At 40.3% G+C, this 14,416-nt stretch carries 12 protein-coding genes and 1 riboswitch; of the genes, 4 read left to right on the forward strand and 8 right to left on the reverse strand.

Translation table 11 applies throughout. The annotated features are described in order from the left end of the window. Nucleotides 1–111: 111 nt before the first annotated feature. Nucleotides 112–1,086: an aldose epimerase family protein gene (locus tag I6F66_RS08455; RefSeq protein ID WP_197209098.1), complete on the reverse strand. Its 975-nt coding sequence runs from the start codon at nt 1,084–1,086 to the stop codon at nt 112–114. A 199-nt stretch (nt 1,087–1,285) separates the two neighbouring features. Further along, a complete protein-coding gene (locus I6F66_RS08460) occupies nt 1,286–1,684 on the reverse strand; it encodes a thioesterase family protein (protein ID WP_024589549.1) in 399 nt (132 codons plus the stop codon). Nucleotides 1,685–1,717: 33 nt separating this feature from the next. On the opposite strand from I6F66_RS08460, the gene I6F66_RS08465 reads away from it, so the two are divergent. Further along, nucleotides 1,718–2,422 (forward strand): 2OG-Fe(II) oxygenase, encoded by a 705-nt coding sequence (locus I6F66_RS08465; RefSeq protein WP_197119395.1) that lies wholly within the window; start codon nt 1,718–1,720, stop codon nt 2,420–2,422. Nucleotides 2,423–2,441: 19 nt separating this feature from the next. On the opposite strand, the gene I6F66_RS08470 is transcribed toward I6F66_RS08465, so the two are convergent. From I6F66_RS08470 to I6F66_RS08495, 6 genes are all read right to left on the reverse strand, one after another. Then, complete coding sequence (locus tag I6F66_RS08470; protein ID WP_197160719.1) at nt 2,442–3,677, reverse strand: cysteine desulfurase-like protein; 1,236 nt, start codon at nt 3,675–3,677, stop codon at nt 2,442–2,444. 9 nt (nt 3,678–3,686) lie between these two features. After that, nucleotides 3,687–4,319: a 2OG-Fe dioxygenase family protein gene (locus I6F66_RS08475; RefSeq protein ID WP_008167256.1), complete on the reverse strand. Its 633-nt coding sequence runs from the start codon at nt 4,317–4,319 to the stop codon at nt 3,687–3,689. A gap of 200 nt (nt 4,320–4,519) precedes the next feature. Beyond that, entirely contained in the window at nt 4,520–7,117 is a 2,598-nt protein-coding gene (gene acnB / locus I6F66_RS08480) for a bifunctional aconitate hydratase 2/2-methylisocitrate dehydratase (protein ID WP_007579986.1), read from the reverse strand. Between the two features lie 292 nt (nt 7,118–7,409). Further along, nucleotides 7,410–8,471 carry an OmpA family protein gene (locus tag I6F66_RS08485; RefSeq protein ID WP_007579984.1) on the reverse strand — a complete coding sequence of 354 codons (1,062 nt, stop codon included), beginning with the start codon at nt 8,469–8,471 and terminating at the stop codon, nt 7,410–7,412. Between the two features lie 396 nt (nt 8,472–8,867). After that, the gene (locus I6F66_RS08490) at nt 8,868–10,277 is read right to left on the reverse strand and encodes a YdiU family protein (RefSeq protein WP_197141286.1); all 1,410 of its coding nucleotides are present in this window, start codon (nt 10,275–10,277) and stop codon (nt 8,868–8,870) included. An 11-nt stretch (nt 10,278–10,288) separates the two neighbouring features. Further along, nucleotides 10,289–10,984, reverse strand: coding sequence for a DNA-3-methyladenine glycosylase I (locus I6F66_RS08495; protein ID WP_165728322.1), 696 nt, complete (start codon nt 10,982–10,984; stop codon nt 10,289–10,291). Between the two features lie 192 nt (nt 10,985–11,176). Further along, nucleotides 11,177–11,376: riboswitch (Lysine riboswitch) on the forward strand. A gap of 190 nt (nt 11,377–11,566) precedes the next feature. On the opposite strand from I6F66_RS08495, the gene dapA reads away from it, so the two are divergent. Genes dapA through I6F66_RS08510 form a run of 3 tightly spaced genes read left to right on the forward strand, consistent with a single transcriptional unit; the run spans nt 11,567 to nt 14,412 of the window. After that, complete coding sequence (gene dapA / locus I6F66_RS08500) at nt 11,567–12,451, forward strand: 4-hydroxy-tetrahydrodipicolinate synthase (RefSeq protein WP_197209099.1); 885 nt, start codon at nt 11,567–11,569, stop codon at nt 12,449–12,451. A 15-nt stretch (nt 12,452–12,466) separates the two neighbouring features. Then, nucleotides 12,467–13,207 carry a 2,3,4,5-tetrahydropyridine-2,6-dicarboxylate N-succinyltransferase gene (locus tag I6F66_RS08505; RefSeq protein ID WP_197209100.1) on the forward strand — a complete coding sequence of 247 codons (741 nt, stop codon included), beginning with the start codon at nt 12,467–12,469 and terminating at the stop codon, nt 13,205–13,207. Further along, nucleotides 13,207–14,412 carry a PLP-dependent decarboxylase gene (locus tag I6F66_RS08510; RefSeq protein ID WP_197119399.1) on the forward strand — a complete coding sequence of 402 codons (1,206 nt, stop codon included), beginning with the start codon at nt 13,207–13,209 and terminating at the stop codon, nt 14,410–14,412. The genes I6F66_RS08505 and I6F66_RS08510 overlap by 1 nt, the downstream gene beginning before the upstream one ends. Nucleotides 14,413–14,416 lie beyond the last annotated feature (4 nt).

The raw sequence follows: 14,416 nt of genomic DNA on the forward strand, positions 1-14,416 counted from the left end.
ATAAATACTTTAAACCAGCAAAAAGTGCAACCTTTTCCTGCATTATGGATAGCATTTAATCACTGTATTTTTGCTTTTAATTTTCTTTAAATTAACATTAGAATGCTGTATTCACTCAGAAAAAGAGTAAATAATAACCTGTTCGTAATCCTCTCCCGGCAATAAATTAGCTTTTGGAAAATTTTCACGATTTGGCGCATCTGGCCAATTTTGCGCTTCAAAACACAAAGCTTGTCGTGCTTTAAAAGGCGCACCTACAAAGTTAGCGGTGTATAACTGCATACCTGGCTGAGTGCTTTTGAGCGTTAAATTAACCTTCGTGTGTGGCGAGGTTAATGTAGCCATTGTCTTTAAACTGCTGTCATCATTAAAAATATAGCAGTGATCGAAGCCATTTCCAGCTTCTAACTGAGGATGAACAGCGCTTAAGGCCTTACCAACTTGAGCTGGCTTGGTAAAGTCAAAGCAGGTACCGGTGACTGATGCAGATTCATTAAGTGGAATACTAGTTGTATCAATAGGAAGATAGTAATTGGCATTAACTTGAACAAGGTGCTCATTAATTGATTCGCTGCCATCAAGATTAAAGTAGCAATGGTTAGTAAAGTTAACGAGCGTTTCTTTATTGGTTAGCGCTTTAAAGTGCAGAGTAAGCTCGCCGTTTTTAGCGCTAATCGTTTGCCAAACCTGCAACTCACCGGGGAAACCTTGTTCGCCGTCGGGCGAGCAATAATAAAGTTCAACTTCACTTTCAGTTTGTTTGGTTACTTGCCACAGTACTTTATTAAAGCCTTTAACGCCGCCGTGCAGGCTATTAGGGCCGTTATTTGCTTCTAGTTGATACTGCGTACCAGATAAGTTAAAACGCCCCTTTGCAATGCGATTAGCGTATCGACCTACTGTGCCGCCAAGATAAAATGGGTTTTCAAGATAGTATTGAGGATCATCGACGCTAAGCGTCATTTCTTGTTTTTTAAATTTAATGCTTTTTATTATTGCGCCAAATGGCAAAATTTCAGCTGTTAAATTTTGACCATCACTGAGCTGAATAACTTGTAAAGGTTGGTTATTGGCAATAGATGTCACACGTATTCTCCAATCAAATTACCGAATTAACATTTCCTGTTATAACGGCGCAACAATATATAATATAAATAGTATATAACTGAAGCCTGTAACTCAATCTAAATACGTTAAAATTTCTCGACAAAAATCACAGCTGCCATCATATATTTACAATAATCCAGCTCAGTATGAGCTTATGTAAAATATAAGCCTCGTAAGGTTAACTGCTTTGGTAAATATGCTCGTTAAGCGCTGCTTTTTCGTCAATGCTAAGCGCTTGCTTTGATTTAGCAATAAAATCGTACCTCACCATCACAGCTTTGCCTATTGCACAGCATTTATCGTGTTGCCATGCTTCTTGCCTAAGCGTAAAAGAGCTAGTGCCTATATGCTCTACAGAGGTTTTTACGGTCACTTCGTGGCCATAAAATAATTCGCCTACAAACGACACTTCAACTTTGGCGATAATCAATTTCCAATCGTGTGGATTTAAATCTGGCGTAAAAAACTTAAAAATAGGTCCACGTGCGACTTCAAACCATACTGGGAGTACGGTATTGTTAATGTGTCCGAGTGCATCTGTTTCGCTAAAGCGCGGCATCACTTTTTCAATAAACATAAAAATCCAATAATAATTATATAAAGGTAAACCATGACGGACTTTATACGCGTTGTTGATAACGCATTAAGCGATGAATTTTGCGATCAATTTATTACCATATTTGCGCAAAGCCCGCATGTAAAACAAGGGGTAACATCGGGCGGTGTCGACTTAAAGAAAAAAGACAGCCACGACCTACACCTAAACAATCACCCCGAATATGCACAACAATTAAAACACATACAACAAACGACTGCACAGCATGTTTTTAAGTATGTTGAGGAGCATATTTTTATGCTGATTGGGGCATTTGGTTTAAAGGTCTATCACCCAAAAACAGGTGACGTAGTCGATTTAACCCAAGAGAATTTTGAAGAAGTAGGCAAACCGCAATTACCTTTGCTAGTTCAGCAAATTTTTAGACTCGGTAATATTCAAGCGCAAAAATATGAAGTAAACAAAGGTGGCTACCCTTACTGGCACAGTGAGGTTTATCCGCAGCTACAGCACAATGAAGCTTTGCATCGCGTGTTGTTATTTATGTTTTACTTAAACGATGTAGAAGAAGGTGGTGAAACAGAGTTCTATTATCAAAATCGCAAAATAGCCCCAAAAAAAGGCACTATGGTAATAGCCCCAGGCTACTTTACACATACTCATAGAGGTAATAAGCCAGTATCAAACGATAAATATATTTTAACCTCGTGGGTACTGTTTAACCGCGCAGAACAAATATACGGTGCGCCAAAGAGTTAGCGCACCAAAACTTACATGATTAACCGAGTAGTTCATCAAATAAGTCAAATAGCTTATCAAGTTCAGCAATCGTGTTGTAATGCATACAACCAATGCGCACTACACCGCCTTTATCAAGCACACCTAATTGCTTACACAAACCTTGTGCGTAAAAATTACCATCCCACACGCAAATATGCTGCTTACCTAAAAATTCAGACACTTCACGTGGCTCAAGCCCTTCAAACGTTAAAGCAAAAGTAGGTGTGCGCTCGTTTAAGCGATCAAAGTCATCAATACCAAATAATTTAATACGCGGATAATTTACCAAACGCGTTAAAAAGTGCTCACTAAGGGCCATTTCGTGCTGTTTAGTTTTAGCAAAGGCAATACTTAGCTTTTCGCGGCGTGAATGGCTGTCGTCAAGTTCGCTAATTGCTGCAATGTAATCAACTGCCGCAATAAAACCAGCCATAGCTTCAAAGCTTTGTGTGCCGGTTTCCCAGCGTCCTGGCGCTACGTCTTTAGCGGGTTCTACTTTATAAGGTGTAAACCCGTCTAAATGCTCTTTTTTACCGTAAACCATACCTAAGTGCGGACCAAAAAACTTATACGCAGAACACGCTAAAAAGTCGCAATCAAGTGCTTGTACGTCTACTAGTTCGTGTGGTGCGTAATGTACCGCATCAACATAAACAAGTGCGCCTACAGCGTGAGCAAGCTCTACTATACGTTTGATATTGTTAATTGAACCTGTGGTATTTGAAGCGTAAGTTACCGCTACAAGCTTAGTCTTGCTGTTTAATAAGCTCTCAAATTGCGCCATGTCTAAGCTACAATCAGCTTCGTTAATAAGTGCGGTGTTAACTTTAACGCCTTTATCTTCAGCTGCTTGTTGCCACGACGACACGTTTGAGAAGTGATCAGCATTGGTTACAATTATTTCATCGCCAGCCTGCCAGTCACGTGAAATAGCACGGCTAAAACTAAACGTAAGGCTGGTCATGTTTGGACCAAACACAATTTGTTGTGAGCTAGGTGCATTAAGTAAATCAGCGGCGGCTTGACGCGCATTCGCCATCAACTCAACCGTTTTATCACTTGAAAAAAACGCGCCACCTAAGTTCGAATTATAATGACCTAAATAAGCTGTCATCGCATTAAGCACCGATATTGGCACTTGCGAGCCACCTGGTCCGTCTAAAAATACGGGCGATTTACCATCAACGTTTTGCATTAATGCAGGAAACTGCTCACGTAATTGCGTTATGTTCATGCTTATTCCTTAAGACGTTAATACAAAACAATCCAGGTAACCTGGTTTGCTAGCATCAATTTTGTTCATAGGTGTTGCGTTATGCCACACTTGACGGTCATTTATTAATGCAAACATGCCGTCTTTTATTTCCATTTTAAAACAAGGCTCAGCTTGCTTGTTTTCGTATACAAGTAGCTCGCCGCCTTCTAAGTTCTCGTGAGAAACGCCGCATATACATACATGATCAAAACCATCTTGATGTACGCCTTCTGGCGCTGCTGGCGTATCACTGTTAATAGCAAGCATACGGAACTGATGAATTTCAATATCACGCTGCTCATCAATACCGGTAAGTTGGCGAAACTCATTTACAATGCTTTTCATGCCCTCTGACTCAAGTAAACTTTGCTCTAGGTTTTCGTAAGTACGCTCTACATTACCTTGAAAAGTATTAATTGAATCGTCTTGAACAAATGCTTTGGCTTGCTGTAGCTTTATTTCACCATCTTGCATTTTAACTACTGAGTAACGACGTTTACGAAAGGCGCCATCTGCATAAGGATTTGCAGGCAGGTTATCAAAAGAAGGCTTAACCAAATCAATATTTGCTTGGTTAACAAAACGTAGTTGCAGTAAATTCTGGTTGTTTAATGCTGTCATAAAATCTCGCCTAAAATAATGAGAATATTGATGAGGATTTTAATGCATTTTGATAGGAATTTTTGCGCGATTACTTACTTTAAAAGCAACTTAAGACTAGATTTAATACAATAATATAAAAAAAGAAGCATGAACTATCTAATATTTATTTTAGCCAATAAAAAACCCGCCTAAGCGGGTTTTTAAACAAACTCTAAAAATTATACAGCTTGTTGAATAATCACGTTGTCTGCTTTTTTAGTGTAAGCAGGCATACGGTGGAAGTTCAAGTAACGGTATGTATCTGACGCCGTTGCATTGATCTTCGCAGCATACTCTTGGTACTCAGCAACTGTTGGTAATTTACCAATGATTGCAGCAATTGCAGCAAGCTCAGATGATGCTAAGAATACGTTTGCGCCATTACCTAAACGGTTAGGGAAGTTACGTGTAGAGGTAGACACAACTGTTGCTTTATCTGCAACACGTGCTTGGTTACCCATACATAGTGAACAACCTGGAGTTTCGATACGTGCGCCAACACGACCAAAAATACCATAGTAACCTTCTTCTGTAAGTTGGTCTTTGTCCATCTTAGTAGGTGGAGCAACCCAAAGCTGAGTCGGAAGTTGACCTTTAAAGCCATCAAGCAACTTACCAGCAGCACGGAAGTGACCAATGTTAGTCATACAAGAACCGATGAATACTTCATCAATTTTCTCGCCAGCAACATCAGAAAGAAGACGCGCATCATCTGGGTCATTTGGAGCACAAAGAACAGGTTCTTTAATCTCAGCTAAATCAATTTCAACGATATGCTTGTACTCTGCATCAGCGTCAGCTTCCATTAGTTCTGGGTTAGCTAACCAATCTTGCATTGCAGTAATACGACGTTCAATCGTACGTACATCGCCGTAACCTTCAGAAATCATCCACTTAAGCATAACAATGTTTGACTCAAGGTATTCAGAGATAGACTCTTTAGATAACTTAACAGTACAACCTGCTGCCGAACGCTCTGCAGATGCATCTGATAATTCAAACGCTTGCTCAACAGTTAGGTGCTCAACGCCTTCAATTTCTAGTACGCGACCAGAGAATTCGTTAATTTTACCTTTTTTCTCAACTGTTAATAAACCTTGTTTGATACCGTAGTAAGGGATTGCATGAACAAGGTCACGTAGAGTGATACCTGGTTGCATTTCGCCTTTAAAACGAACCAAAATAGATTCAGGCATATCAAGTGGCATAACACCGGTTGCTGCTGCGAATGCTACTGCACCCGAACCTGCTGGGAATGAAATACCTAATGGGAAACGTGTATGTGAATCACCACCAGTACCTACGGTATCTGGTAATAACATACGGTTTAACCACGAGTGAATAATACCATCACCTGGACGAAGTGAAACACCGCCACGGTTCATGATGAAATCAGGAAGCGTATGGTGAGTGCTTACATCGATAGGCTTAGGATAAGCTGATGTATGACAGAATGACTGCATTGTTAAATCTGCAGAGAAACCTAAACATGCTAGATCTTTAAGTTCATCACGTGTCATAGGACCTGTTGTATCTTGCGAACCAACAGTTGTCATTTTAGGCTCACAGTACTGACCTGGGCGAATACCTGCAACGTTACATGCTTTACCAACCATTTTTTGCGCTAGTGTGAAGCCTTTATCAGAAACTTCTGTTGCTGTTGGTACTTTAAATGTATCAGTTGCACCTAAGCCAAGAGATGTACGCGCTTTATCAGTTAAACCACGACCGATAATTAGTGGAATACGACCACCAGCACGAACTTCATCTAAAATCACATCAGATTTAAGCTCAAAAGTAGAAATCACTTTATCAGTACCATGTTGCTTAACAACACCTTCGTACGGATAAATGTCGATTTGCTCGCCCATGTTGAGTTCATCAACATTTAATTCGATTGGTAATGCGCCTGAATCTTCCATTGTGTTGAAGAAGATTGGAGCAATTTTATTACCTAAACATACACCGCCAACACGCTTGTTTGGTACAAACGGGATATCATCGCCCATAAACCAAAGTACAGAGTTAGTTGCAGACTTACGAGAAGAACCCGTACCAACAACATCACCTACGTAAGCAAGTGGTAAACCTTTAGTTTTTAATTCTTCAATCTGAGTAATTGGACCTACTTCGCCCGCTTTATCAGGTGTAATACCATCGCGTTCAATTTTTAGCATTGCTAAAGCATGAAGTGGGATATCTGGACGAGACCATGCATCTGGTGCAGGAGACAAGTCATCAGTATTTGTTTCGCCAGTTACTTTAAATACAGTAACTGAAATCTTTTCAGCAACAGCTGGTTTATTAGTAAACCATTCTGCATTTGCCCAAGACTCAATAATTTGCTTAGCGAATGTATTACCTGCTTTTGCTTTTTCTTCTACATCGTAGAACGCATCAAACATAAGTAATGTATTTGAAAGGCCTTTAACTACGATTGGTGCAAGTGTTTCGTCATCAAGTAGGTCAATCATTGGTGCGATATTGTAACCGCCCAACATTGTACCTAATAATTCTGCCGCTTTTTCTTTAGAAACAAGTGGAGAATTAGTTTCACCTTTAGCTACAGCTGCTAAGAAGCCCGCTTTAATGTAAGCAGCATCATCAACACCTGCTGGTATACGCTGAATGAACAAATCTAAAATGAATTCTTCTTCACCTGCAGGTGGAGTTTTGATTAATTCAATAAGATCAGCAGTTTGCTGAGCATCTAATGGCGCTGGTACGATACCTAACGCGGCACGTTCTTCTACGTGTTTACGATATTCTTGTAGCACAATATTGCCCTCTTGGTGACGTGAAAGTATCCGGTAGCGCTTCAAGCGCAAATAAGTTACCCAATACTTATAGTATTCTAACGCGTAATTATAAAGCTTTTATGGATAGATGAAAATCCATCCAGTTACGCAACTGATTATACCGATTATAAATACTATGAATAGTGGTTGTAGTAAAAACTATTTTCATGAATACTTGTTAAGTAAGAATCATTACCATTAACCAATATTAATTTATTACAGGCATAAAAAAACCCAGCACTTGGCTGGGTTTTTATTACAAACTATTTAATTAACGTAAAACTTTAACGTTTTTGATAGTTTTGATATGCGCTTCTACACGACGGTTCTCTGCGTTTGCAGCTTTAGTGTTTGCATCATTTTTAAGACGCTCTTCACCTAAACCAACTGTAGTAATACGGTCTTTAGCAATGCCATCAGAAACTAATTGCTTAGCTACTGCATCAGCACGTTTTTTAGATAACCATTTGTTGTAAGTTGCTTTACCTACAGAAGAAGTGTGACCTTCTAAAAGTACTGTTGTATCTGGGTACTCTTTTAAGAATGCAGATACTTTTTCAATATCGTTTAAGTACTGAGTAGATACTGCTGAAGCATTGTTAGGGAAAGTCACTAATAAGCTTACAGTTACTTCTTTATCTTCATATAAAGTACAACCAGTCCCATCAACTGCATCAGTCATAGGCGTGTTAGCACACTTATCATCTGCATCAGGAATGTTGTCGTTGTCGCTATCTGTAGGAGCTACAGCTACTTCAATTACCTTAGGCTCTGGAGCTGGTTTAACTGGCTCTACAGGAGCTGAATTTTGGCCAAATAAGTAGTTAATACCAATTTTAGCGCCTACATCTGTGTAACCACGGTCAAGACCTTGGTATACAGCTGTTTCAGCATTTACAAATAAGCCATCTGTAATGAAATGTTGGTAACCAACACCTGCATTTAAGAATGTGTTGTCATCTACTACGTCCATTTCTTTAATACCGAAAAGACCGTAGAAAGGACCACCATTTAAATGGTAAAGAGCATCAATACCGTAACGCTCGCCATCAATACTGTTGCGGTTGCCAGCAACTTTATCAAAAGCATTAAAATCCATATCTGCATATTCAAGACGTGCGCTCCAGTAATCACTGAAACGGTAACCGGCTTCAACACCCCAGCCAGTTGATTCATTTACGTCAAGACCAGCTTGAGCACGCATGTTTTTCCAAGATGCGTCATAGTAGTCGCCAAATGCGCCAATGTAGAAACCTTCTTCTTTATCAGCAGCGAATGTAGATGCGCTAGTTGCAGCCAACGCGATTGCAATTGTAAGTGATTTTAATTTCATTGTTTTCTTCCCATTTGAACAATTTTAAATTGTAGCTAATCGATACTAGCTCAATCAGTTTTATATAGACTAACTGAGCCTTTGTTAATCAATACTTAACGAAAAATAAAGTTTATAACTTTTTTCTATGCCCAGTCACAACACACATCCACTTACTATAGGCGAAATTAAAACTTTATTGAAAAATAAATATAGTAGTTTTTTGTAAATTAGTACTTAGCAAGGAATGTAAGAGCAATTAAATTAAATGCACTTATAAATGTAAATGCAAAGAAACATTGCTTGGTTTTAATTCGGCGCATAATACCACCAGAATTAACATTCCCCTAGATATATGCGCATGTTTGATTAAAAAATGACTCTTTTTAATCATGTGGTTATATTTAAAGTTAAGAGTTAAGTACCACAAAAAGTCTGGTAATCATTATCATTTATCGGTGCAGCCTGAAACTCTGATAGCTTTTCATCATCAGAATACGGATTTCCCACTATTTTCATAAAGCGCTCTAGTAACTCACTAGACCCTGCAGCATTATACTCTGCAATTATTTTTTCGATCATATGGTTACGAGGAATTACACGAGGATTTGCCGCTCTCATTACTTCATAACTATTATTGTCAGTTAAGTTTACCCACTTAGCTCTCCATTTGATTAGCGACTCTGGTACTACTGTTTCTCCCTTTAAGGATTCAGTAAGTGCATCAAAGGTATTGGTGTAGTCGAGCTGGTTATCTTTTAATAGCGTTAATAACTCTGCAATTAACTCACTTCCGCTTGCATTTTTTGCACTCAAGCCCAGTTTTTTCTCCCACATAGCCGTAAACTCAGTATTAAACTGCTCAGCAAAACTATTAATAAATGGCGTCATTAACGAAACAGCTTGCTCGTCATCATCACTAATAAGCGGTATTAAGCTCTCAGCTAAGCGTGCGCAGTTCCAGTTAGCTATATTAGGTTGATTACCAAAGGCATAACGACCTTGTTTATCGATAGAGCTAAACACGGTGTCAAAATCAAAATTATTCATCATGGCGCAGGGGCCGTAATCAATGGTTTCTCCACTTACTAGCGTATTATCGGTATTCATTACTCCATGAATAAAGCCAACACGCATCCAGCTCACAACTAGCTTAACTTGGTTTTTAATCACAGCGCCTAAAAATGCTAAATAACGCTGCGATCCTGTATCGGTTATTTCTGGGTAGTGTCGCTCTATAGCTAAATCGGCTAAATTTTTAAGTCCTTCAACATCGCCTTGCGTCGCTAAATATTGAAACGAGCCAACACGAATATGGCTCGTTGCTAAACGAGTCACTATGGCGCCTGCTTGTGGTGGATTACGATAAACCGTTTCACCACTACCAACAACCGCTAAGCAGCGTGTGGTTTTAATGCCTAGTGCATGCATTGCCTCGCTCATTACGTATTCACGAATAGCAGGACCAAGAGCACAACGTCCATCTCCCCCTCTTGAGTAAGGAGTAGCACCAGAGCCTTTTAATTGAATATCCCACAACTGGTTTTTATCATCATTAATAGCGCCCAATAAATGCGCTCGCCCATCGCCTAAACGTGGTGAAAAATGTCCAAATTGGTGCCCAGAGTAACCAAGTGCTACCGCAGGAATCGCCTGTTTCTCGTTACCGCTAAAAGTGCTAGCACGCAAATCAGCTGCAACGTTAATATTAAACTCTTTTGCTAAGCTCTCGTTCCACAGCAATAACTGAGGAGAGGCAACACTTGCAGGGAAATCTTCTATCGCAAAGTTTTCCGTAATGTCTGTGTATCTTGGCACTAATTTCATGGTAATTCCTATTATTGCTGACTTATACCAACACGGTTGTCACCAACGCCATAAGCAACAATTAAACTTAACTCTTGCATACTTAAGCCGCTTTGCTTTTGCATTTCATTAAAAAAAGCTTGGGCAGCACTCAGTGATTTTTTAGTTTGTAAGCCGCCGTCTATAATTTTATGAGCACGTAAGTAATTCTCTACATCGCGTGATAGTAAAAAAGTATCTTTACCAAGTGCTCGTAGCGCATAAGGTCCTGTATTTCCGCCTAAACGCGAACCATGTTTTTTTAAATACGCCCATAAACCAATAATATCGTCTGCTGGCCAATTAGCGACAAACTGGCTAAAACTGCCATGTTCCCCTGCTATTTCGTGGATCATGTAAGCATTTTCGGTAATTGTTTTTACTTTTTTATAGTTACGAACGATTCGCTCATCCGTTGCTTTTTGTTCCAGCATATCAGGTGGCATCATTAATAACTTATCAACGCTAAAATTCCAAAAAACCTCTCTAAAGCCTGGCCACTTATTATTAATGACTGACCAATAAAAGCCGCTTTGAAATACTTTTCGAGTAAATTCCTCAAGCCAATCGTCGTCACTTAACGTGCTTAGTTGTTTTTTAGATAGCGGTTTTGCAAGTAATAACTTAAGCATTTTTTCGGAGCCTTTTCGCTCTACCGCTCGCTTATAAATATCGCTAAATTTTTCCATACTAATTAAATACCTCACTACTTATATTGCTAGTGTACGAGAAAAGCACCCAATACGTAACCACTCCCATTATGGATGAATGAATATGCATTTAGTCGCTTGACACCTAGACGGCTAAAATGCTTTAATCGCCGTAATTACCCTATTTAAATTGCACAGGTTTGTAAGTTTTTACTCTACAAACAGGTGTAAAGGGCTAGAAGAGGTGCGTTATTCAGGTAGCGTATGTTAGGAGCGCAAACTCCAGTGAGCATACGTGAGGGGAATTAACGCCGAGAAGTAACCACTTTTGCGAGGTGTTTATTTCGGGCGACTAGGTTGAACCCTAGCGACTGTCACCAATAGCTGCTTATAAAAGCAGCTTATTAGTTTGGTGGAGAGCTTCTGGTCTTAAATATTAAGGCCGTGCGCCCTATTATTTTAAGCCCATTCGCTCTTCGAATTATTAGTTCGAACGACGTTAATGCGGCTCCTTCCATAAAGCTTTTTAACTCTTCGAATAATACCAATTGCATTAAATTAGTTATCGCTAAAATGATCACGTTTTTAATAAAGTTGGTACAAATTATAAGTTCGTGAGAGATGATCAACAACTTCAATTTAAACGACTACTCATTGTGGACCGCGCTCGTAACGCCATTTGATCAACACGGCGATGTTGACTACAACACGTTAACTAAACTGGTTAGCGATCAAGAAGCGGCACATAACGGTATTTTACTACTTGGCAGTACGGGCGAAGGTTTAGCACTCACGCTAAAAGAGCAACAAGCCATTGTTGAACACGTATGCCAACTAAAACCAGCAGTACCACTCATGGTTGCTGTGGGCGGTAGTAACTTAAAGCAACAAATTGAGTGGGTTAACTACTGTAATACACTCCCAATTCATAGCTTTTTACTTGGCTCACCGCTTTATGCAAAGCCTGGCGCTATAGGTCAAACTCATTGGTTTGAAAGCCTACTTAATGCAAGTGTTCACCCGTGTATGCTTTATAACGTACCGGGTCGAAGTGCTGTTAGCATTCCAACGGCAACAATTCAAAACTTACAAAATAATAAAAATTTATGGGCACTAAAAGAAGCGAGCGGCAGCATTGCTCAGTTTGAAGCTTATCGCCAAGCAGCGCCTAATTTAGCTATTTTTAGTGGCGACGATGCGCTGATGCCTTATTTTGCTCAAGCTGGCGCAAAAGGTTTAGTGTCGGTAGCTGCAAACGCATGGCCGGTGCAAACCCATGAATTTGTAAACCGTAGTTTAAGCGGTCAATACCCTAATTTATTTGCCCAGTGGTCAAGCGCTATTAATAGCCTATTTGCTGTCGCAAACCCTATTCCCGTAAAGGTACTGATGCATTTGCAAGGTCGCTTAAGCAGCCCGCAACTGCGTCCACCTTTAACACATCTTGAGTTAACTCAAACCGATTGCATCACAACTGCAAACAACACCATTTTATCTTGGCATTAAATACAGGTTTTTATAATGAGCTGGTTAGAACTATTAAATAATTTAGAATCGGGCGCAGTACGCGCAGCATCACAAAACGAAAGCGGCCAATGGCAAGCTAACGTAGAAGTAAAACAAGGCATTTTAGAAGCCTTCAAAAATGGCACTAATACTGAGTTTACAGGTGGTTTTGTTGATAAGCATAACCTAGCTCCGCAAGAGTTTAGTGCTGAAGATGGCGTGCGTATGGTACCGGGTGGTTCAAGTGTTCGCCGTGGTGCTTATGTTGCTAAAGGCACGATTATTATGCCACCAGCGTATGTAAACATTGGTGCATACATCGACGAAGGCACAATGGTAGATAGCCACGCACTAGTGGGCTCGTGTGCACAAGTAGGTAAAAACGTACATTTAAGTGCTGCAGTGCAGCTTGGTGGTGTACTTGAGCCAATTGGTGCAAGCCCAGTCGTTGTTGAAGACGATGCCTTTATTGGTGCTGGCTGTATTCTTGTTGAAGGCGTAGTCATTAAAAAAGGCGCAGTACTTGCCCCTGGCGTGCGTTTATCAGCGACTATTCCGGTGTATGACTGCGTAAACGAGCGACAACTAGATAAAGGCGAGCCTATTCCTGAATATGCCATTGTAATACCAGGCTCTCGCCCTGCGTCAAACGAATGGGCGCGCGAGCAAGGCCTAAGCATGTCGTGTGCGTTAATTGTTAAATACCGCGACGAGAAAAGCGATGCATCATTATTACTTGAAGAGGTTTTACGATAATGAGCTTTTTGAGCACGCCTATCAAAACTGCTGTAAATACAATTACACAACAGCTTGATACACCTTTTTTTGTTTACGACCTAGATCAACTAAACGCGCATCTTGCACGTTTAGTTGCGCAAACCGATGTAAAACTGTGGTACGCGGTAAAAGCAAATCCACTGTCTAAAATTATTCAAAGCTTAGACAACGCTGGTTTTAATTTTGACGTAGCAAGTAAAGGTGAGCTTGAGCAAGTGCTAGCACAAGGTATTAGCTCACAGCGCGTGCTCAACACAGGGCCTGCAAAAAGCCCTAAACAAATTAAACACTTTATTGAGCGCGGAGTACGTATATTCGTAGCCGAAAGCCTCAATCAAGTACGTTGGTTAAACCAACAAGCGCAACTACAAAATACGCAGTTACAAGTATTACTCCGAGTGCAATTACGCTGGCCTGAAGGTGAAAAAAATCCACTGGGCGGCGACAGCCTTACGCCGTTTGGTTTGGGTTGTGATGAGTGGCAAGCACTCAATGTAACCGACTACCCTGCACTTAAGTTTGACGGCTTACATATTTTTCAGTGGGGCAACATGCTTAGCACGCAAAAACTAAGCGACTTGTGGTCACAAATGATTGCACCTCTTAGCCAACTTGCCAGCGATTTAAATATTAGCCTTAAAATTCTCGATTTAGGTGGCGGCTTAGGTATTCCTTATACACAAAGCGAAACAACACTTGATTGGGATGACTTAATAGCTGCACTCGCTAAAATTAAAAATGATGCGGGCGTAGAAGAGCTATGGATGGAACTGGGCCGCTATGCCGTTGGCGAATGTGGTCATTACGCAAACCCAGTAATAGAACGCAAACAAAACTATAATCAACAGCAAGTCATTTTAAGCGGCGGTATAAACCACTTATTACGCCCTGCTGTTACCAGCCAAGATTTTCCTGCTGCGTTACTGCGTGAATCCAGTGCTAAAACTCAAGCGGTCACTTTATACGGCCCACTTTGTACAGCGCTTGATTGCTTGGGTGAACATAACTTACCAAGCGATTTAAATGAGCACGACTGGCTAGTATTTAGCCAATGCGGTGCTTACGGCTTTACCGAAAGTATGCCGTATTTTTTATGCCATGAGCTCGCCGGCGAGTACACATTGCAAAACGGTGAACTTACCTGTGTTCGCCAAGCCGAAAATGCCAGCCACTACTTAAGGTAATAAG

The organism is Pseudoalteromonas sp. NZS100_1 (assembly GCF_015864285.1).
Taxonomy (GTDB): Bacteria; Pseudomonadota; Gammaproteobacteria; order Enterobacterales; family Alteromonadaceae; genus Pseudoalteromonas; species Pseudoalteromonas arctica.

Excerpts from the sequence above, each read along its gene's own strand:
- I6F66_RS08510 (WP_197119399.1), top strand. The coding sequence starts at position 13,207 with ATGAGCTTTTTGAGCACGCCTATCAAAACTGCTGTAAATACAATTACA.
- dapA (WP_197209099.1), top strand. The coding sequence starts at position 11,567 with ATGATCAACAACTTCAATTTAAACGACTACTCATTGTGGACCGCGCTC.
- I6F66_RS08505 (WP_197209100.1), top strand. The coding sequence starts at position 12,467 with ATGAGCTGGTTAGAACTATTAAATAATTTAGAATCGGGCGCAGTACGC.
- I6F66_RS08475 (WP_008167256.1), bottom strand. The coding sequence starts at position 4,319 with ATGACAGCATTAAACAACCAGAATTTACTGCAACTACGTTTTGTTAAC.
- I6F66_RS08465 (WP_197119395.1), top strand. The coding sequence starts at position 1,718 with ATGACGGACTTTATACGCGTTGTTGATAACGCATTAAGCGATGAATTT.
- I6F66_RS08460 (WP_024589549.1), bottom strand. The coding sequence starts at position 1,684 with ATGTTTATTGAAAAAGTGATGCCGCGCTTTAGCGAAACAGATGCACTC.
- I6F66_RS08495 (WP_165728322.1), bottom strand. The coding sequence starts at position 10,984 with ATGGAAAAATTTAGCGATATTTATAAGCGAGCGGTAGAGCGAAAAGGC.
- I6F66_RS08470 (WP_197160719.1), bottom strand. The coding sequence starts at position 3,677 with ATGAACATAACGCAATTACGTGAGCAGTTTCCTGCATTAATGCAAAAC.
- I6F66_RS08490 (WP_197141286.1), bottom strand. The coding sequence starts at position 10,277 with ATGAAATTAGTGCCAAGATACACAGACATTACGGAAAACTTTGCGATA.
- I6F66_RS08485 (WP_007579984.1), bottom strand. The coding sequence starts at position 8,471 with ATGAAATTAAAATCACTTACAATTGCAATCGCGTTGGCTGCAACTAGC.